Here is a 16790-nt window from a genome sequence, read left to right on the forward strand (position 1 = left end):
AGCGCTTTCGGTAATGGTCAGGCTAGGCCTCAGGCTGGCGCCGAGGTACGAATCAGGTGATCAAAGGCTGCCAGTGATGCTTTGGCGCCCTCACCGACCGCAATGACAATCTGCTTGTACGGCACAGTGGTCACGTCACCGGCGGCAAAAACACCTGGCAGGTTGGTCTGACCGCGGGCATCGACCACAATCTCGCCACGCGCGGACAGTTCAACGGTGCCCTTGAGCCAATCGGTATTGGGCAGCAAGCCGATCTGTACAAAGATCCCTTCCAGCGCCAGATCATGCACCACTTCAGTCGTGCGGTCCTTATAGCGCAAGCCGCTGACCTTCTGCCCATCGCCCAGGACTTCAGTCGTCAAGGCGCTGGTGATGACCTTGACGTTGGGCAAGCTGTGCAGCTTGCGTTGCAGTACCGCATCGGCACGCAGTTGGCTGTCAAACTCGATCAGGGTGACCTGAGCAACGATACCCGCCAGGTCGATAGCCGCTTCCACACCGGAGTTGCCACCACCGATCACCGCCACGCGCTTGCCTTTGAACAGCGGGCCATCGCAGTGCGGGCAATAGGCGACACCGCGGCTGCGGTACTCCTTCTCCCCCGGGACGTTCATTTCACGCCAGCGCGCACCAGTAGCAAGAATGACGGTCTTGGCCTTGAGCGACGCACCACTGGCCAGGCGCACCTCGTGCAGGCCACCATCGGTTCCTGGAATCAGCGCGTCGGCACGCTGCAGGTTCATGATGTCGACGTCGTACTGCTTGACGTGCTCCTCCAGCGCCGTAGCCAGCTTCGGCCCTTCGGTTTCCTGCACCGAGATAAAGTTCTCGATTGCCATGGTATCCAGTACCTGACCGCCAAAACGCTCAGCAGCAACACCGGTACGAATACCCTTGCGCGCTGCGTAAATGGCCGCTGCAGCACCGGCCGGGCCACCACCGACCACCAGCACATCGAACGCATCCTTGGCATTGATCTTCTCGGCCTGACGCTCACCGGCGCTGGTGTCGAGTTTACCGAGGATCTCCTCCAGCCCCATACGACCCTGACCGAAGACCTCACCATTGAGGTACACACTTGGCACGGCCATGACCTTGCGTGACTCGACTTCATCCTGGAACAGCGCGCCGTCGATCGCGACGTGGCGCACGCTCGGATTGAGTACCGCCATCAGGTTAAGCGCCTGGACCACATCCGGGCAGTTCTGGCAGGACAGCGAGAAGTAGGTTTCAAAGTTGAACTCACCCTTGAGCGCACCAATCTGCTCGATCACTTCGGCGCCGGCCTTGGACGGATGACCGCCGACCTGCAGCAGCGCCAGCACCAACGAGGTGAATTCGTGCCCCAGGGGTATACCCGCGAAACGCAGGCTGATATCGGCGCCAGGGCGATTGAGCGAGAACGACGGGCGACGGGCGTCACTGCCATCCTCACGCAAGGTAATCAGGTTCGACAGGCTGGCGATTTCGCGCAGCAGGTCGTGCAATTCACGGGACTTCGCGCCGTCGTCGAGGGAAGCAACGATCTCGATCGGCTGAGTGACCCGCTCCAGGTAGGACTTCAACTGAGTTTTAAGCGTGGCGTCCAACATACGGGCGATTCCTTTTTTAAACAGTAGAAAAAACAACGCCCGGGCGAAAGCGCCCGGGCGTTTTGCGGGGCGGTGACAACGTCAGGTGCGGTAGACCGCCCTCGGCTGGTTCACGGTCTTAGATCTTGCCGACCAGGTCCAGCGATGGCGCCAGGGTGGCTTCGCCTTCTTTCCACTTGGCCGGGCAGACTTCACCTGGGTGGGCGGCAACATACTGAGCGGCCTTGACCTTGCGCAGCAGCTCACTGGCATCACGACCGACACCGCCGTCATTCAGCTCGACGATTTTGATCTGGCCTTGCGGGTTGATCACGAAAGTACCGCGGTCAGCCAGACCGGCTTCTTCGATCAGCACGTCGAAGTTGCGGGAGATGACGTGGGTTGGGTCACCGATCAGCGGGTACTGGATCTTGCCAATGGTGTCCGAGGTGTCGTGCCACGCTTTGTGGGTGAAGTGGGTGTCGGTGGACACGCCATAGATCTCTACGCCCAGCTTCTGGAATTCGGCGTAGTTGTCGGCCAGGTCGCCCAGCTCGGTTGGGCAGACGAAGGTGAAGTCGGCCGGGTAGAAAAATACTACAGACCATTTGCCCTTCAGGTCAGCTTCCGACACCTCGACGAACTTGCCGTTGTGGTAAGCGGTAGCGTTGAACGGTTTGACCTGGCTATTGATGATAGGCATGAGTGACGCTCCTTCAGGGGTTGAGAAATCTGATGGAGAGAATCCTAGTCACTTATCGAAAAAATCGCTCATTGGCAAAGCTGATGCCGCCGATTGGTTTTGGCTATAAGCCGAAGCGATTAATAGAAGATTTCTGTTTGTATCGCAGGCAAGCCTGCTCCAACAAAAGCTAAACAGCCTGTAGGAGCGGGTCTTGCCCGCGATGCAGACGCCGCGCACTCACTGCCACCCCACCGACGCCATCGCAGGCAAGCCAGCTCCAACAACAGCTAAACAGCCTGTAGGAGCGGGTCTTGCCCGCGATGCAGCCGCCGCGCACTTACTGCCACCCCACCGACGCCATCGCAGGCAAGCCAGCTCCAACAAAAGCTAAACAGCCTGTAGGAGCCGGGCTTGCCCGCGATGCAGACGCCGCGCACTTACTGCCACCCCACCGACGCCATCGCAGGCAAGCCTGCTACAAAGGCCGCTCCAACACAGGTGCCTGCAATGGGCGACGGTTAGCGAACCGGCGTGCGCATGGTCACAAACTCTTCGGCAGCCGTTGGATGCACACCGATGGTTTCGTCAAATTGCTGTTTGGTCGCACCCGCCTTCAGTGCAATGCCCAGCCCCTGGATGATCTCGCCAGCATCCGGGCCAACCATATGGCAGCCAAGGACGCGGTCCGTCTTGGCATCGACTACCAGCTTCATCAAGGTGCGTTCCTGGCACTCAGTGAGGGTCAGTTTCATTGGCCGGAAACGGCTTTCAAAAATACTCACCTCATAGCCCTGCTCGACCGCCTGCTCTTCGCTCAGGCCAACAGTGCCAATCGGCGGCTGGCTGAACACCGCTGTCGGTATGTTCTGGTAGTCAACCTTACGGTACTGCTCAGGCTTGAACAGGCGCCGCACCACGGCCATACCCTCGGCCAGCGCCACCGGGGTCAATTGCACACGTCCGATCACATCACCAATCGCCAGAATCGATGGTTCAGTGGTCTGAAACAGTTCGTCGACGCGAATGAAGCCGCGCGAATCAAGCTCGACACCGGTGTTTTCCAGGCCCAGGTTATCCAGCATCGGACGACGCCCGGTGGCGTAAAACACGCAATCGGCGATCAGTTCGCGGCCATCGTTGAGGGTGGCCTTGAGGCTTCCGTCCGCCTGTTTCTCGATACTGCGAATTTCAGTATTGAACTGCAGGTCCATGCCGCGCTTTTCCAGTTCCTCCTTCAGGTGCTCACGCACGGCACCGTCGAAGCCGCGCAGGAACAGGTCCCCTCGGTAGAGCAGCGAAGTTTTGGCACCGAGCCCTTGGAAAATACCGGCAAACTCTACCGCGATGTAACCGCCACCCACCACCAGCACGCGCTTGGGCAGGTCCTTCAGGTAGAAAGCTTCATTGGAACTGATAGCCAACTCTTTACCCGGGATGTCCGGAATCTGCGGCCAGCCACCGGTAGCGATCAGAATGTGCTCGGCGCTGTAACGCTGCCCGTCGACCTCCACTTCATGGGCCCCGGTCAGCCGCGCATGCCCCTCAAGCAAGGTCACGCCGCTGTTCAGCAGCAGGTTGCGATAGATACCATTGAGCCGCTCGATTTCACGGTTCTTGTTGGCGATCAATTGCCCCCAATCGAACTGTGCATCTTCCAGTGACCAGCCAAAACCACTGGCTTGCTCAAAGTCATCGGCGAAATGAGCGCCGTAGACCAGCAGTTTTTTCGGCACGCAGCCAACGTTTACGCAGGTCCCCCCCAGGTAACGGCTTTCGGCAACCGCCACCTTTGCACCGAAACCCGCGGCAAAGCGTGCCGCACGCACACCGCCGGAACCGGCACCAATCACGAACAGATCAAAATCGTAGGCCATCTCAGGTCTCCTTGGCAGGCCATCAGCATAACCCCGGCGACAGCCAGGAACAAAAAAGCCACCCGAAGGTGGCTTTTTCGACTTCAACGGTTACGCCAACAAATCAGTAGGCCTTGCCGGTCTTGTAGAAGTTTTCGAAGCAGAAGTTAGTGGCGTCGATGTAGCCTTCGGCACCACCGCAGTCAAAACGCTTGCCCTTGAATTTGTAGGCCATTACGCAGCCGTTCTGCGCCTGCTTCATCAGGGCGTCGGTGATCTGGATCTCGCCACCCTTGCCTGGCTCGGTCTGCTCGATCAGGTCGAAGATGTCCGGCGTCAGGATGTAGCGACCAATGATGGCCAGGTTCGACGGCGCATCTTCAGGCTTTGGCTTCTCGACCATGCTGTGGACGCGGTAAATGTCGTCACGGATCATCTCGCCGGCAATCACACCGTACTTGTTGGTTTCCGAAGGATCGACTTCCTGGATGGCCACGATCGAGCAGCGGAACTGCTTGTACAGCTTGACCATCTGGGTCAACACGCCATCGCCTTCCAGGTTGACGCACAGGTCGTCGGCCAGTACTACGGCAAACGGCTCGTCGCCGATCAGCGGACGACCGGTCAGGATCGCGTGGCCCAGGCCTTTCATTTCGGTCTGACGGGTGTAGGAGAACGAGCACTCGTCGAGCAGGCGGCGAATACCGACCAGGTACTTTTCCTTGTCGGTGCCCTTGATCTGGTTTTCCAGCTCGTAGCTGATGTCGAAATGGTCTTCCAGAGCACGCTTGCCACGACCGGTAACGATGGAGATCTCGTTCAGACCTGCCTCCAGCGCCTCTTCAACGCCGTACTGGATCAGTGGCTTGTTCACCACCGGCAGCATTTCCTTGGGCATGGCTTTGGTTGCTGGCAGGAAGCGAGTGCCGTAACCGGCTGCCGGGAACAAGCATTTTTTGATCATAAAAGTCCTTAACAAGGGCTGTGCGTACGAAATTCGGCGCAGTCTAATCAGGCGGCGGTCACCTTACAATGCCCCACCCACGGTTAGCCGATGCCAAATAGAGAAATACCAGTGTAGATAGTTCCCTGGCCAGGTAAATATTGCACCTGCCGATCACCCTCGACAGGCACAAAATGGCAGGGGCTGTGCTTACTCAGTGCCTTGACCAATCAAGACACCCTCGACCTTTTGCCCATACAGGTTCACGCCATCATTGGCGTGGAACTTCAGACGGGTCTTCTCGATGGAGCCTTCGATCAGCCGTGGATCCTGAGGGCGCTCGTGTTTGTTGATGTAAGCCGCCACGTCCCAGGCTTGCTGGTCCGAGAGGCTGCCGGGCTTGCCCAAGGGCATATTGTGCTTGATGAACGAGGTGGCCGTATTGATCCGGCTGCATGCCCGCCCCCCAGTTGTAGGAATCCTTGCCCCAAAGTGGCGGCATCACATAATCGCTGGCAACCTTCTGGCCTTCACCGTTGTTGCCATGACACACCGCGCACTGATCCTTGTACACCTGCTCGCCCCGACTGAAATCGTAACCCTGAGCAGGTTCCGGTACGTCGGGGTAACCACGCCCGGGTGTCTCGACGCCAATCGGCGCCTTGCTGGCCAACCAGTAGGCATAGACCGACAAGGCGGTCATTTCCGGGCTATCCGCTGCAGGCGGCTTGCCATTCATGCTGAACTGAAAACACCCCTGGATACGCTCGGCGAAGGTGTTGACCTTGTCGTTTTTCTTGCGATAGGCCGGGTACATGGGGTACGCCCCCCACAGCGGGGCCGAGTTGGCCAGGCGCCCCTGATCAAGGTGGCAGTTGCTGCAATTGAGACCATTGCCGACGTAGTTCGGCATCAGCCGCCGAGTATCGACGAACAGGGCGTAGCCATCACGGACCATCTTGCCAAACGCGTTGTCCGGCAGTTCACGTTCGGCAGGCGCAGCGAAGCCCTTTGCCGTGCTGGCAGGTGGCACGTTCAACTGGGACTGGTCCTCCATGACAACCTGTGCAGCGTGAACACTGCCCATGGACAATGCCAGCGAAGCCAAGATAAAGCGCGTCATTGTTTGCCCTCCTGGCTGCCAAGGTTGGCAAAGTACTCCGCTACCGCCTTGACCTCGTCGTCACTCAATGCCTTGGCTACGCCAACCATGAGCTGGTTGGAATCGTTGCTGCGAGTGCCGTCTCGCCACGCGTTGAGCTGTGCCGCCAGATAGGTGGCCGGCTGATGCACCAGTGGCGGAAAATGCTCGCCGACGCCCACGCCGCCAGGGCCATGGCATTGAACACAGCCAGGAATGCTGCGTGCCCAATCGCCGTACAGCGCCAGCTTCTCATCTGGGCTGCTCGCCATCTGCTGACGGCGGACAAGCGGGGTTTTCGGGGTGGGCATGGCTGCCAGGGCAGCGCTGACTGCCTGGATTTCCGAGGTGCTCAGGGCCTTGGCCAACGGCTCCATGATCGGGTTCTTGCGGCTGCCACTACGAAAGTCGGCCAGTTGCTTGCTCAGGTAGCCGGCAGGCAAGCCTGCCAACCGTGGGAACCCGGCCGCTGCCATGCCCATGCCATCAGCGCCGTGACAGCCCATGCATGCCATGGCGGCGGGGTTCTGGCCGCCTTGAGTGAAAACGTTTTGACCTTCCGTAGCCTGCGCGACCTGAAGCGAGAGCAGCAATGCGCCGCTCGCCAGGATTCGATCCAGTGGGATCATCACGAACTCCATTTTCTAGTTATTAGCTTAGGCACATAAAATATAAGCCTATGGATAGTAGGCCTATATACCGCACGCTACAAACATTGCGCTAACACTGGAAAAGGAGGGATACCGCACTGAATCGTTCTATCTGGAGGCCATCATCGAAACACCGGCCTCAGCCCGAGATACAGTGCGTGGCTGCGGTTTTCACATCCCCCAAACGCATTGGGAAGTTGTTCAAGCGTTCATACAACTTGATGCTGCTGCCACTGCCACGTTTTTCAATATCGAATACCGCTGCAGGCCCAGCGGAGAATTTTTGCGGCACGATCAAGCGAACCCCATCATGGCGCTCTTCCAGTTGCAAAGGTGCGCGACTGTCGGCCAGCGCTTGCTGGACGCAATGGGCATACGCCTGGGGCGACTTGCCTGAAATAACATCCAGGGTCTCGGGGGTTTGCTCAAGCTCTGCCACACTCGCACAACCAGTCAGCGTTACTGCCAACGCTGGGACAAGCCATCTCATCGATACCACTCCATCGAAAAAAGTTCTGACCACGCGCCGACAGATTTGCTCCCTTGATTGGCAGATTTCTCCTAGGTCTGGCGCGAAGGCCGACAGTGTAACCGACATCGTGGTATCGTTTTGATTTGCGAAAAGTTCCGTTGCGGAGAGCCACATGAAATTTGTACACCGGCGCGAACATCTCAATGAGGACGACATTGTCGTTATCGAGTGTTCCCAGCGCTGCAATATTCGCCTGATGAGCGATGCCAACTTCCGCAGCTTCAAGAATGGTGGTCGCCATACCTACCACGGTGGCGCTTTCGACCGGTTCCCGGCAAAAATCACGGTACCCAGTTCCGGCTTCTGGAACATCACCATCGATACCGCCGGCCCGCGCCTGAACAATGCCGCCTCACGCAAGACGACGTTCACCCATTCCATCAAGATCATCCGTCGATCTTCTTCAAAGCTGAGCTGAACATGAGCGACACACGCAAGTACGTCATCCATTACAAACTCGACGATCAACGCCGCTGGGACTTTGCCCAGCTGACTGATGATTCGCTCGAACAAGCTCGAGCTGTACTCAAGGCAATGCACGGCGAAGACGCCGAACGCATCACTGAAATTCGCGTCACCCGAGCGCTTTAACCGCAGGACTGCACATTACGCCACAAGGAGAACCGGGCAATGAGCCGCTGGCCAGACAACCGTATCCTCGATTTGCTGGGCATAGAACTGCCCATTATCCAGGCACCGATGGCCGGCGCTACGGGGTCTGCCATGGCCATTGCTGTCAGTAACGCTGGCGGCCTGGGTTCCCTGCCCTGCGCAACCCTGAGCATCGAGCAGATGCGCCAGGAGCTGCAGGCCTTTTCCCAGGCCAGCCAACGCCCGCTTAACGTCAATTTCTTCTGCCACCGTTCGCCAACACCCGACAGTGAACGCGATGCGCGCTGGAAACAGGCATTAAAACCGTATTACGACGCCTTGGGCGCCGATTTCGAAGCGCCTACACCGGTTTCAAACCGCGCCCCTTTTGATGCCGCAGCCTGCGAGCTGGTAGAAGCCTTCCGCCCGGCGGTTGTCAGCTTCCACTTTGGCCTGCCAGACGCCGAGCTGGTAAAGCGGGTCAAGGCAACGGGTGCCAAGGTGTTGTCGAGCGCAACGACCGTCGCTGAAGCCGTGTGGCTGGAGCAACAGGGTTGCGATGCGATCATTGCCATGGGCTACGAAGCCGGCGGGCACCGCGGCATGTTTCTCAGCAGCGACCTGAATACCCAGGTCGGCACCCTGGCGCTGGTCCCCCAGGTTGTTGATGCCGTGCAGGTCCCGGTTATTGCCGCTGGCGGGATTGGCGACGCACGCGGCATCGTTGCAGCGTTTGCACTGGGTGCTTCAGCCGTACAGATGGGAACCGCCTACTTGTTCTGCCCGGAAGCCAAGATCTCGGCTGCCCATCGCCAGGCCCTGCACACCCATGCGGAGAGCGATACGGCACTGACCAACCTGTTCACCGGGCGCCCGGCCCGCGGGATTACTACCCGCATCATGCGTGAGCTTGGCCCGATGAACCCCGCCGCACCCGCCTTTCCACTGGCAGGTGGTGCCTTGATGCCGCTGCGGGCAATCAGCGAACCTCAGGGTAATACCGATTTCAGCAACCTGTGGTCCGGCCAGGCGCTGAGGCTGGGCGTTGAACTGACAGCTGCACAACTCACCCAACAGTTGGCGGACAAGGCCCTGGCGCTCCTCGCACGCTGAAACAATCCTTCCGGTGTACCTGCGTATCGCTATATATTTACGTACATAGCGATACCCCTTCAGCACACGGAGCCGTGTTTAATGCGTATGAAAGCCCCCCGTTTCGCCCTGGCCCTCCTGGCCGCCGTGGTTACCAGCAGCAGCGCCTGGGCCGATGACGTGCAGGTTGCCGTGGCAGCCAACTTCACTGCGCCCATTCAGGCTATCGCCAAAGAATTCGAGAAAGACACTGGCCATAGGCTGGTCACAGCCTTCGGCGCCACCGGGCAGTTCTATGCACAAATCAAGAACGGCGCACCCTTCGAGGTGTTCCTCGCCGCAGACGACACCACACCGGCCAAACTTGAAGCCGAGGGCGATACCGTCAAGGGCTCGCGCTTTACCTATGCAATCGGCACGCTCGCGCTGTGGTCAGCCAAAGACGGCTATGTCGATACCAAAGGCAACGTGCTGAAACAGAACCAGTTCCAGCACTTGGCCATCGCCAACCCCAAGGCCGCACCTTATGGCCTTGCCGCCACTCAAGTACTGCAGAAGCTGAACCTGACCGATGCAACCCGGGCCAAGCTCGTGGAGGGCCAGAACATCACCCAGGCCTATCAGTTCGTCGCCACCGGCAATGCGGAACTGGGCTTTGTGGCGCTGTCGCAGATTTACCAGGAGGGCAAGATCACCCGCGGCTCAGCCTGGGTAGTGCCCGCAGCACTGCATGAACCGATCCGTCAGGACGCCGTGATTCTGGCCAAAGGCAAAGACAACCCAGCCGCTCAGGCGCTGGTTGACTACCTCAAGGGTCCAAAGGCTGCTGCCGTCATTGCCGCCTACGGTTACTCACGCTAATGCCACTGGACGCCAACGACATTGCCGCGATCTGGCTGACCTGCAAACTGGCCAGCCTGACCACGCTGATTCTGCTGATTGTTGGGCACCCCCATCGCCTGGTGGCTGACACGCACCCGCTCGTGGCTGCGCGGCCCGGTTGGGGCTATCGTCGCCCTGCCCTTGGTCCTTCCGCCCACCGTCATCGGTTTCTACCTGCTGCTGGCGATGGGCCCCAATGGTTTGATCGGCCAGGCCACCCAGGCACTGGGCCTGGGCACTGTGGTGTTCAGCTTCAGCGGCCTGGTAATCGGCTCCGTGATCTATTCCATGCCCTTCGTCGTACAACCCTTGCAGAACGCCTTCAGCGCCATCGGCGAGCGTCCACTGGAGGCTGCGGCAACATTGCGCGCCGGGCCTTGGGACACCTTTTTCAGCGTAGTACTGCCGCTGGCCAAACCCGGCTTCATCACCGCCAGCATTCTTGGATTCGCCCACACCGTTGGCGAGTTCGGCGTAGTGTTGATGATTGGCGGCAATATTCCCGACAAAACACGCGTGGTTTCGGTACAGATCTACGACCATGTGGAAGCCATGGAGTACCTGCAAGCACACTGGCTGGCGGGCGCCATGCTGGTGTTCTCATTTGTGGTGTTGTTGGCCCTGTATGCCAGCCGCCGTGAAAAACCGGGCTGGAGCTAAACATGCACCCCATGATTCATGCCCGCTTGAAAGTGGCCTGGAAGGCGTTTGAACTGAACGTCGACCTGCAGTTGCCCGGCCGCGGGATCAGCGCCCTGTTCGGTCACTCCGGCTCCGGCAAGACAACCTGCCTGCGTTGCCTGGCAGGCCTTGAGCGAGCGGAAGAAGCGTATATCGAGGTCAATGGCGTGGTCTGGCAAGACTCACGCCGGCAGTACTTCCTGCCCGCGCACAAGCGTTCCATTGGCTACGTGTTCCAGGAAGCCAGCCTGTTCAGCCATCTGTCAGTGCGCGGCAACCTGGAGTTCGGACAGCGCCGCACCCCGCCCCCTGAGCGCAAAGTGGCGCTTGAGCAGGCCTGCGAACTGCTTGGCATCGGCCACCTGCTTGAGCGTCAGCCTGATACGCTCTCTGGCGGCGAACGGCAACGCGCAGGCATCGCTCGCGCCTTGTTGACCAGCCCGCAGCTGCTGCTGATGGATGAGCCGCTCGCGGCACTCGATGCTCCGCGCAAGCGCGAGATCCTGCCGTACCTTGAGCGTCTGCACGACGAACTGGAGATTCCCCTGGTGTACGTCAGCCATGCGCTGGACGAAGTGACACAACTGGCTGATCACCTGGTGATCATCGAACAGGGCAGCGTACTGGCCAGCGGTGCCATAGCGCCAACACTGGCGCGCATCGACCTGCCGCTGGCGCAGGACGAAGATGCCGGGGTCATCATCGAAGGCAGCGTCGCACATTATGACCCGGCCTATCGATTGCTGGGGCTGCATCTGCCCGGCACAGCCTTGCAACTGCGCGTCACTCATGCGCCGCTGGCGCTTGGAACGTACCTGCGGGTCAAGGTCCGCGCGCGCGATGTGAGCCTCAGCCTGGTCGAAAACGACCATTCCAGCATCCTCAATCGCCTGCCCGTGCGTGTTGGTCAACACCGCATTGCCGACAATGACGCCCACGTACTGATCAGCCTTGATGCCAGTGGCACGCCATTGCTGGCGCGCATTACCCGCTTCTCATACGACCAACTGGGTATCCATGAAGGGCAGCAGCTTTGGGCGCAGATTAAATCAGTGGCTTTGCTTGGCTGATCACACGTGCCACGGGTTAAAATTCTAGGCTGTTGGGATACGGCATATTAAGATTTTGCTCATACCTAGCAGAGAAATTTCCCATATTCGTCGAACCCCCCTATGCTTGCGTCTGCGGGCAAAGGTGCGTTCCTACGTTTGCATCCGCCCAGTCGCCTCCTGCGACTAAAGACACGCAGCAGAATCTTTGCTCGGAGAATTTATTTTCAACGAATGCGTCTTTAATAAAGGAAAGAGGAAGCGCATATAGTGCGCGACCGGCCTGGGCGACAATGTTGCCAGGCAATTCAAGCTACCAAGGAGAAATACATGCTGATACTCACCCGAAAGGTCGGCGAAAGCATCGTTATCGATGATGACATCAAGGTCACCATTCTCGGCGTCAAGGGGATGCAAGTGAGGATCGGCATTGATGCACCCAAAGATGTACAAGTGCATCGAGAAGAGATTTTCAAGCGCATCCAGGCTGGCAACCCAGCACCAGAGAAAGGAGACGATCAGCACTAACAGCCCATGACTCGAGTCGCACGGATGCGCTTGGTCGCTGACGACCGGCCATGACCGCAGACCGCATGCCTTTCAGGAGGCCCCGGCGCGCCGATCAACGCCTGCAACTGCAACGTGCCGCCCCATGAGCGAAAAGCCAATAGCCGACTATTGAGGCGTCTCTTGCTCAGGATTTCGTCCTGGAACACGCAGGTTCAGCCACAACAGCGGGATGAGTGTGCCTGCCACAAATGCCGGTAACCGTTGACCATCGGGCAAACCGACTTCAGCACTGACCGTAAACACTATTCCCGCGCACCTGCCAGGTTCCGCAGTAGAAAAGCTGCAACCCACCGAACTGTGGCAAACCGTAGTTGCCATTGTCCGCGCACCGGCCCTCGGCCTTCCCTTCGCTGCGCAAACACCTGATCAGGCACTGGTAACTTGCTATAGTCCCCCCGCGGCCATAGCAAAGCCCACTGCCGATAAGGGACTAGAGGATAAGGTCTTGGTATCAGACATGCGGATGAAGGGAATTCATGACGACTTGGAGCACACGGCCGAGAAACTTGAGCAGGTTGCGACAACGTTAGCGGGCCATGCGCTCTACCTGCAACACTCGGTACATGCACAGGATGCCGCCGATATGCAGGGACGAATAGCAGGCTTACAGGCCTCTATTGATGACCTGCGCGACGTGGCGCAGAGCATTGAGCAGCAACAGCTTGAACAGGGCAAAGCCCCTGCCCGGTTGACTCAAATATAACGATGAGTTATAAAGACGCCTCGATTTTGCGCCACTGATTAGTTGCGCCGAGTTGCTTGATGTAGCTTGCTTTGAACTGCTTGATGTAGCGCAGTAAAGAAATCGAGCATGCGAGTGTGGTGGAATTGGTATACACAGCAGACTTAAAATCTGCCGGCGTGAGCCTTGCGGGTTCGAGTCCCGCCACTCGCACCATATTAGAGAAGGCGCCTTGATAGGCGCCTTTTTGCTGCCTGCGATTCATCCAGAACAGTAATCCAGCCCTTTAGGCGACCCGCTCCATACACCCTACAAATGCGGCATCCTGCCGAAACCAATAACAGAAAACACTGTCAGAGCCTTGCAACTAGAAAACCGCGCTGCGGATCAAGGAAACAACAGTGCTGACTCGCCTTTCACAATTCGCCCTGATCGCCACCCTCCTGGCGTCCTCCGGCTGTTATCACCATCATTACCATGACCGGGATGACGATGGCTGGCGCGATCAGGACCACCGCTACTCGCAAGACCGGGATCACCGCCGTCATCACCGACATGATGATCGCTACCGGGACGAGGACCGCTAAGGCCCTCGCTGACATGTTTGTTGAACGACCTGCCCATTTGAACACTGCCCCCTTTTCTGAGGCTCATATCATGCGTTTTACATTGCCTACCCTTGCTCTAGGTCTTCTCTTGTCTCAATGCGCGTTGGCTGCAGGCGATGGTACTGCCGCAGTCGGCGGCGGCCTGGGTGGCGCCTTGGGTAATGTCATCGGCCAGCAAATCGGCGGCAGCACAGGCGCAGCGATCGGTGCCGGTGTCGGCGGCGCGGCCGGCAGTGCTGTCGGCGCCAAGAAAGGCAACCGCACCGAAGCCGCCCTGGGTGGCGGGCTCGGTTCTGCGGGCGGCTCGATCATCGGTCACCAGATCGGCGGTTCCACCGGCTCCACTATCGGCGCAGGCCTCGGTGGCGCAGCGGGTGGCGCACTGGGTAACCATCTGGGCGACGGTGGCGACAACAACGATGGTGGCAAGCGACACAAGCACAAACGTCACCACAAGCACGATTGATCCCTCGTGACACAAACCCGGCCTGGCGCCGGGTTTTGCGTTTTCTCGACACCCTCTTCACAAACAGTTCACGTCGAGCGTCCTATTCTGGCAACGCTCCTACAGAATCTCCCTTGACCCGCCCAGTGCGGGTTTTTTTATGCCTGCCCGCCCAAAAGAATCCTGCCTGGATGTGCGCCTGCTGGAAAAATGCACTCGACCTGTTAATGGCATATTTTTATGCTTTAATTGATATTGCAAGGTCATCCATGCCACGAGGATTCCGTCATGAACATCAAGATTCTGGCAATGCTGTTGCTCGCGCTCTGCGTACAACCCGCCTGGAGTGCGTCATACGGTGAACCTGCCAACCACACTGCAAAACCTGTCGCCAGTGAGCCCGCTGCACTTAGCACACGCTTGGCATTACGGGACTTGTGGGTCGAACATATCTTCTGGATCAGAAACTACGCGATTGCCAACCAGGCCGGCGACAGCAAGCAAGCCACAGTCGCCAGTACAGAAGTCGTCGCAAATGCTACCCGTATTGCCAACAGCCTGGCACCGCTCTATGGCCAACCCGCCGCTGATCAGTTGCTCAAACTGCTGGCGGGGCACTGGGGGGCAGTGAAACACTACAGTGACGCAACGGTAAGTAAGAATGCCGCGGGCAAGGACACCGCCGTAAACGAGCTCACCAGCAATGCCAAAGCGATAGCTGCGTTCCTGGCCAAGGCCAACCCAAACCTGCCTGAAGCTTCGTTGGTGGCCATGCTCAGTGCTCATGGCGGGCATCATGTAGCCCAGATCGATCAATTGGCCATGAAGGACTACGCTGCCGAAGCCAAAACCTGGATGGCTATGCGCGAACATATCCTGACATTGGCCGATACCCTCACCGCCGCACTGGTCAAACAGTTCCCGGACAAGTTCTGAGCAAGCCGCGCGGGGTGTCTCTGGCGCCTCGCCCGAACTTATCGAGTGGAGATCCAACTAAATGCTTCAAGGATTGGGCCGCACCCAACAGGACCTGCTCAGCGCCCTGCTCTATCAGCCTTCCGGCATGAGCATCGATGAGCTGGCGCATGCCCTGACGATCACACGCACCGCTGTGCGTCAGCACTTGGCCGCACTGGAGCGCGACGGCCTGGTCGCACGCGGGCAAACGCGACCGACCGGCAGAAGACCCGAGCAGTTGCACCAACTGACTGACCGGGGCAAGGAGCTGTTTCCCCGCCAGTACCACCTGCTGGCCAGCCTGGTCATTGGTGAGGTTGCCACGCTCGTCGGCCATGACGGCCTGATCACCCTGATGCGCAATCTGGGTAGCAAGATGGCAGCCGACCTTGAACAACAGGCGATTAAAGAAGAAAAAATCGTCGAACACATGAACAACGCAGGCTATGAAGCCAACGTCTTTTTCCGTTCCGGTGGCGAAAAAGAAATTGTCGCGCACAACTGTGTCTTCCATCACCTGGCCGAAACCCACCCCGAGGTCTGCGAACTGGATCTGGCATTGATCGGCAGCCTGGGACACAGCACGGTTGAACACCTGACGTGCATGGTTCGGGGGGCAACAGTGTGCACATTTCATCTGAAGCCATTCACCGCCACCCTGAAGAACGACGCGACGAGCGGTTGATCCGATCAGGCGAACAAAGCGTTTGCGGGGCACATTACCCCCATCAATGGGTGACCCGCTGATGGGGGGCATGGCGTATTTTTGCCAAAAAACATGCTCTACCCTGAAGAGCACCTAACCCGAAACCAGCCCCCAGAGGCTTTACAGCCTGGTACCTAGCAGGTGTCGTCACGCCCCGCCTTTGTCATCGCCTGGCTCTGCGCCTCGATGAACACCGTGGTCATCGCCCGGTTCGTTTGCGCTGTGTACACCATGGTCGTCACCCGGCTCATTAGCGCTGTGTACCCCATGATCATCTCCAGGCTCGGAATGAGCCCCCGAACGCCCTGACGACGAGGAATGCCCCGAGGCACCCTCACCACTATGGTGGCCGCCATCGCCACTGTGACCGCTACCGTGGCCACTGCCGCTACCATGACCACCGCCACTACCATGACCACCGCCATGACCACCGCCACTACCGCCGCCGTGCCCTCCTCCGCCGCTGCCTCCACCGTGACCACCACCACCACCACCACCACCACCACCACCACCATGGCCGCCACCGCCACCGCCGCCATCCTTGGCATACACCGACGAAAACCCGGATACCGTGTCAGGGATGAGCACGGTTGACGCGGATAGAGCCGCACCCATCGCCAGAGCCAAAACAGACTTAGAGATAGACATATGAACCTCCACTTTGACGCGCTGATGTAAGGACAGCAGGAAGGTCTGGAGCAAGGTACGGGCCAACAATGGAAAACCGGAAATCCTTCTGGGAGGCATGCAACTGTATGACTGAAATCAGGCCAACCATGAGTAGGAAGTTTCAACGTGAAGATGAAAATTCAAACCTGACTGAGTATTCTGACCGGCGGCACTCCGCGGCCAGCAAGCGCCAGGTGACAGCACCTGACGATGTTTTGAGAGGTAGGAATGGGCACCAGGAAATCAACCAGTGAACTGAAGCGCGACCTGAAAGCGGTTGCATCAAACCTGGAACGAACCGCCGGGGAAATCAGCAAACTCGCCGAGCGGGTCAAAGACGTCGATGTTGTGGCGGTACTGCACTTGATGAATCGTCTGTACAAGGATTCTGACAGGCTGAAAGCCTACGCAGACGAGATCAAAGAAGGAAAAATCGTACGGGGCAAGTCAGATTAAACCCCAACAGGCGTATCCTGTCTTGAA

At 58.5% G+C, this 16790-nt stretch carries 19 protein-coding genes, 1 tRNA gene and 2 pseudogenes; 14 read left to right on the plus strand and 8 right to left on the minus strand.

Features of this window, described 5'->3' with window-relative positions:
* Window positions 1-29: 29 nt before the first annotated feature.
* The 7 genes and pseudogenes from ahpF to AB7M23_RS19455 all read right to left on the minus strand — a co-directional run bounded on the left by ahpF (window position 30) and on the right by AB7M23_RS19455 (window position 7333).
* Window positions 30-1592 (minus strand): alkyl hydroperoxide reductase subunit F, encoded by a 1563-nt coding sequence (gene ahpF, locus AB7M23_RS19425; RefSeq protein WP_102051497.1) that lies wholly within the window; start codon window positions 1590-1592, stop codon window positions 30-32.
* A 118-nt stretch (window positions 1593-1710) separates the two neighbouring features.
* Window positions 1711-2274 (minus strand): alkyl hydroperoxide reductase subunit C, encoded by a 564-nt coding sequence (ahpC, locus tag AB7M23_RS19430; RefSeq protein WP_099775108.1) that lies wholly within the window; start codon window positions 2272-2274, stop codon window positions 1711-1713.
* Window positions 2275-2774: 500 nt separating this feature from the next.
* A complete protein-coding gene (gorA, locus tag AB7M23_RS19435; RefSeq protein ID WP_454241751.1) occupies window positions 2775-4130 on the minus strand; it encodes a glutathione-disulfide reductase in 1356 nt (451 codons plus the stop codon).
* A 103-nt stretch (window positions 4131-4233) separates the two neighbouring features.
* Entirely contained in the window at window positions 4234-5073 is an 840-nt protein-coding gene (gene galU / locus AB7M23_RS19440; RefSeq protein WP_065761837.1) for a UTP--glucose-1-phosphate uridylyltransferase GalU, read from the minus strand.
* Window positions 5074-5262: 189 nt separating this feature from the next.
* A pseudogene (locus AB7M23_RS19445) lies at window positions 5263-6175 on the minus strand (c-type cytochrome).
* Window positions 6172-6822, minus strand: coding sequence for a c-type cytochrome (locus tag AB7M23_RS19450; protein WP_454241752.1), 651 nt, complete (start codon window positions 6820-6822; stop codon window positions 6172-6174). Before AB7M23_RS19450 ends, AB7M23_RS19445 begins: the two are co-directional and overlap by 4 nt.
* 160 nt (window positions 6823-6982) lie before the next feature.
* Window positions 6983-7333: a hypothetical protein gene (locus tag AB7M23_RS19455; RefSeq protein WP_454241753.1), complete on the minus strand. Its 351-nt coding sequence runs from the start codon at window positions 7331-7333 to the stop codon at window positions 6983-6985.
* A gap of 154 nt (window positions 7334-7487) precedes the next feature.
* Here AB7M23_RS19455 and AB7M23_RS19460 point away from each other — a divergent pair, with 154 nt between their 5' ends.
* The 13 genes and pseudogenes from AB7M23_RS19460 to AB7M23_RS19520 all read left to right on the plus strand — a co-directional run bounded on the left by AB7M23_RS19460 (window position 7488) and on the right by AB7M23_RS19520 (window position 15617).
* Window positions 7488-7793 (plus strand): DUF1883 domain-containing protein, encoded by a 306-nt coding sequence (locus AB7M23_RS19460; protein WP_065761796.1) that lies wholly within the window; start codon window positions 7488-7490, stop codon window positions 7791-7793.
* A 2-nt stretch (window positions 7794-7795) separates the two neighbouring features.
* Complete coding sequence (locus AB7M23_RS19465; RefSeq protein ID WP_454241754.1) at window positions 7796-7966, plus strand: hypothetical protein; 171 nt, start codon at window positions 7796-7798, stop codon at window positions 7964-7966.
* Window positions 7967-8005: 39 nt separating this feature from the next.
* A complete protein-coding gene (locus tag AB7M23_RS19470; protein WP_454241755.1) occupies window positions 8006-9079 on the plus strand; it encodes an NAD(P)H-dependent flavin oxidoreductase in 1074 nt (357 codons plus the stop codon).
* 81 nt (window positions 9080-9160) lie between these two features.
* Window positions 9161-9919, plus strand: coding sequence for a molybdate ABC transporter substrate-binding protein (gene modA / locus AB7M23_RS19475; protein ID WP_454241756.1), 759 nt, complete (start codon window positions 9161-9163; stop codon window positions 9917-9919).
* Window positions 9919-10600: pseudogene (gene modB, locus AB7M23_RS19480) on the plus strand (molybdate ABC transporter permease subunit). Before modA ends, modB begins: the two are co-directional and overlap by 1 nt.
* 2 nt (window positions 10601-10602) lie before the next feature.
* Window positions 10603-11691 (plus strand): molybdenum ABC transporter ATP-binding protein, encoded by a 1089-nt coding sequence (gene modC / locus AB7M23_RS19485; protein WP_454241757.1) that lies wholly within the window; start codon window positions 10603-10605, stop codon window positions 11689-11691.
* Between the two features lie 309 nt (window positions 11692-12000).
* Complete coding sequence (gene csrA / locus AB7M23_RS19490) at window positions 12001-12198, plus strand: carbon storage regulator CsrA (protein WP_065761791.1); 198 nt, start codon at window positions 12001-12003, stop codon at window positions 12196-12198.
* A 487-nt stretch (window positions 12199-12685) separates the two neighbouring features.
* Window positions 12686-12943 (plus strand): hypothetical protein, encoded by a 258-nt coding sequence (locus AB7M23_RS19495; protein WP_454241758.1) that lies wholly within the window; start codon window positions 12686-12688, stop codon window positions 12941-12943.
* Window positions 12944-13053: 110 nt separating this feature from the next.
* Window positions 13054-13138: transfer RNA gene (locus AB7M23_RS19500), tRNA-Leu, on the plus strand.
* A 185-nt stretch (window positions 13139-13323) separates the two neighbouring features.
* Window positions 13324-13509, plus strand: a complete 186-nt coding sequence (locus AB7M23_RS19505) for a hypothetical protein (protein ID WP_454241759.1) — start codon at window positions 13324-13326, stop codon at window positions 13507-13509.
* Between the two features lie 70 nt (window positions 13510-13579).
* Entirely contained in the window at window positions 13580-13996 is a 417-nt protein-coding gene (locus AB7M23_RS19510; RefSeq protein ID WP_454241760.1) for a glycine zipper domain-containing protein, read from the plus strand.
* A 267-nt stretch (window positions 13997-14263) separates the two neighbouring features.
* The gene (locus tag AB7M23_RS19515; RefSeq protein ID WP_454241761.1) at window positions 14264-14911 is read left to right on the plus strand and encodes a hypothetical protein; all 648 of its coding nucleotides are present in this window, start codon (window positions 14264-14266) and stop codon (window positions 14909-14911) included.
* 61 nt (window positions 14912-14972) lie between these two features.
* Window positions 14973-15617 carry a helix-turn-helix transcriptional regulator gene (locus tag AB7M23_RS19520; RefSeq protein ID WP_454241762.1) on the plus strand — a complete coding sequence of 215 codons (645 nt, stop codon included), beginning with the start codon at window positions 14973-14975 and terminating at the stop codon, window positions 15615-15617.
* Window positions 15618-15785: 168 nt separating this feature from the next.
* On the opposite strand, the gene AB7M23_RS19525 is transcribed toward AB7M23_RS19520, so the two are convergent.
* Window positions 15786-16286, minus strand: a complete 501-nt coding sequence (locus tag AB7M23_RS19525; RefSeq protein ID WP_454241763.1) for a hypothetical protein — start codon at window positions 16284-16286, stop codon at window positions 15786-15788.
* A 249-nt stretch (window positions 16287-16535) separates the two neighbouring features.
* Between AB7M23_RS19525 and AB7M23_RS19530 the strand changes: the two genes are divergently transcribed.
* Window positions 16536-16763, plus strand: coding sequence for a hypothetical protein (locus tag AB7M23_RS19530; protein ID WP_102051489.1), 228 nt, complete (start codon window positions 16536-16538; stop codon window positions 16761-16763).
* Window positions 16764-16790: the final 27 nt, after the last annotated feature.

Source organism: Pseudomonas sp. HLS-6 TE3448, from assembly GCF_053629555.1.

Excerpts from the sequence above, each read along its gene's own strand:
- ahpF (WP_102051497.1), bottom strand. The coding sequence starts at position 1,592 with ATGTTGGACGCCACGCTTAAAACTCAGTTGAAGTCCTACCTGGAGCGG.
- ahpC (WP_099775108.1), bottom strand. The coding sequence starts at position 2,274 with ATGCCTATCATCAATAGCCAGGTCAAACCGTTCAACGCTACCGCTTAC.
- gorA (WP_454241751.1), bottom strand. The coding sequence starts at position 4,130 with ATGGCCTACGATTTTGATCTGTTCGTGATTGGTGCCGGTTCCGGCGGT.
- galU (WP_065761837.1), bottom strand. The coding sequence starts at position 5,073 with ATGATCAAAAAATGCTTGTTCCCGGCAGCCGGTTACGGCACTCGCTTC.
- AB7M23_RS19450 (WP_454241752.1), bottom strand. The coding sequence starts at position 6,822 with ATGATCCCACTGGATCGAATCCTGGCGAGCGGCGCATTGCTGCTCTCG.
- AB7M23_RS19455 (WP_454241753.1), bottom strand. The coding sequence starts at position 7,333 with ATGAGATGGCTTGTCCCAGCGTTGGCAGTAACGCTGACTGGTTGTGCG.
- AB7M23_RS19460 (WP_065761796.1), top strand. The coding sequence starts at position 7,488 with ATGAAATTTGTACACCGGCGCGAACATCTCAATGAGGACGACATTGTC.
- AB7M23_RS19465 (WP_454241754.1), top strand. The coding sequence starts at position 7,796 with ATGAGCGACACACGCAAGTACGTCATCCATTACAAACTCGACGATCAA.
- AB7M23_RS19470 (WP_454241755.1), top strand. The coding sequence starts at position 8,006 with ATGAGCCGCTGGCCAGACAACCGTATCCTCGATTTGCTGGGCATAGAA.
- modA (WP_454241756.1), top strand. The coding sequence starts at position 9,161 with ATGCGTATGAAAGCCCCCCGTTTCGCCCTGGCCCTCCTGGCCGCCGTG.
- modC (WP_454241757.1), top strand. The coding sequence starts at position 10,603 with ATGCACCCCATGATTCATGCCCGCTTGAAAGTGGCCTGGAAGGCGTTT.
- csrA (WP_065761791.1), top strand. The coding sequence starts at position 12,001 with ATGCTGATACTCACCCGAAAGGTCGGCGAAAGCATCGTTATCGATGAT.
- AB7M23_RS19510 (WP_454241760.1), top strand. The coding sequence starts at position 13,580 with ATGCGTTTTACATTGCCTACCCTTGCTCTAGGTCTTCTCTTGTCTCAA.
- AB7M23_RS19515 (WP_454241761.1), top strand. The coding sequence starts at position 14,264 with ATGAACATCAAGATTCTGGCAATGCTGTTGCTCGCGCTCTGCGTACAA.
- AB7M23_RS19520 (WP_454241762.1), top strand. The coding sequence starts at position 14,973 with ATGCTTCAAGGATTGGGCCGCACCCAACAGGACCTGCTCAGCGCCCTG.
- AB7M23_RS19525 (WP_454241763.1), bottom strand. The coding sequence starts at position 16,286 with ATGTCTATCTCTAAGTCTGTTTTGGCTCTGGCGATGGGTGCGGCTCTA.
- AB7M23_RS19530 (WP_102051489.1), top strand. The coding sequence starts at position 16,536 with ATGGGCACCAGGAAATCAACCAGTGAACTGAAGCGCGACCTGAAAGCG.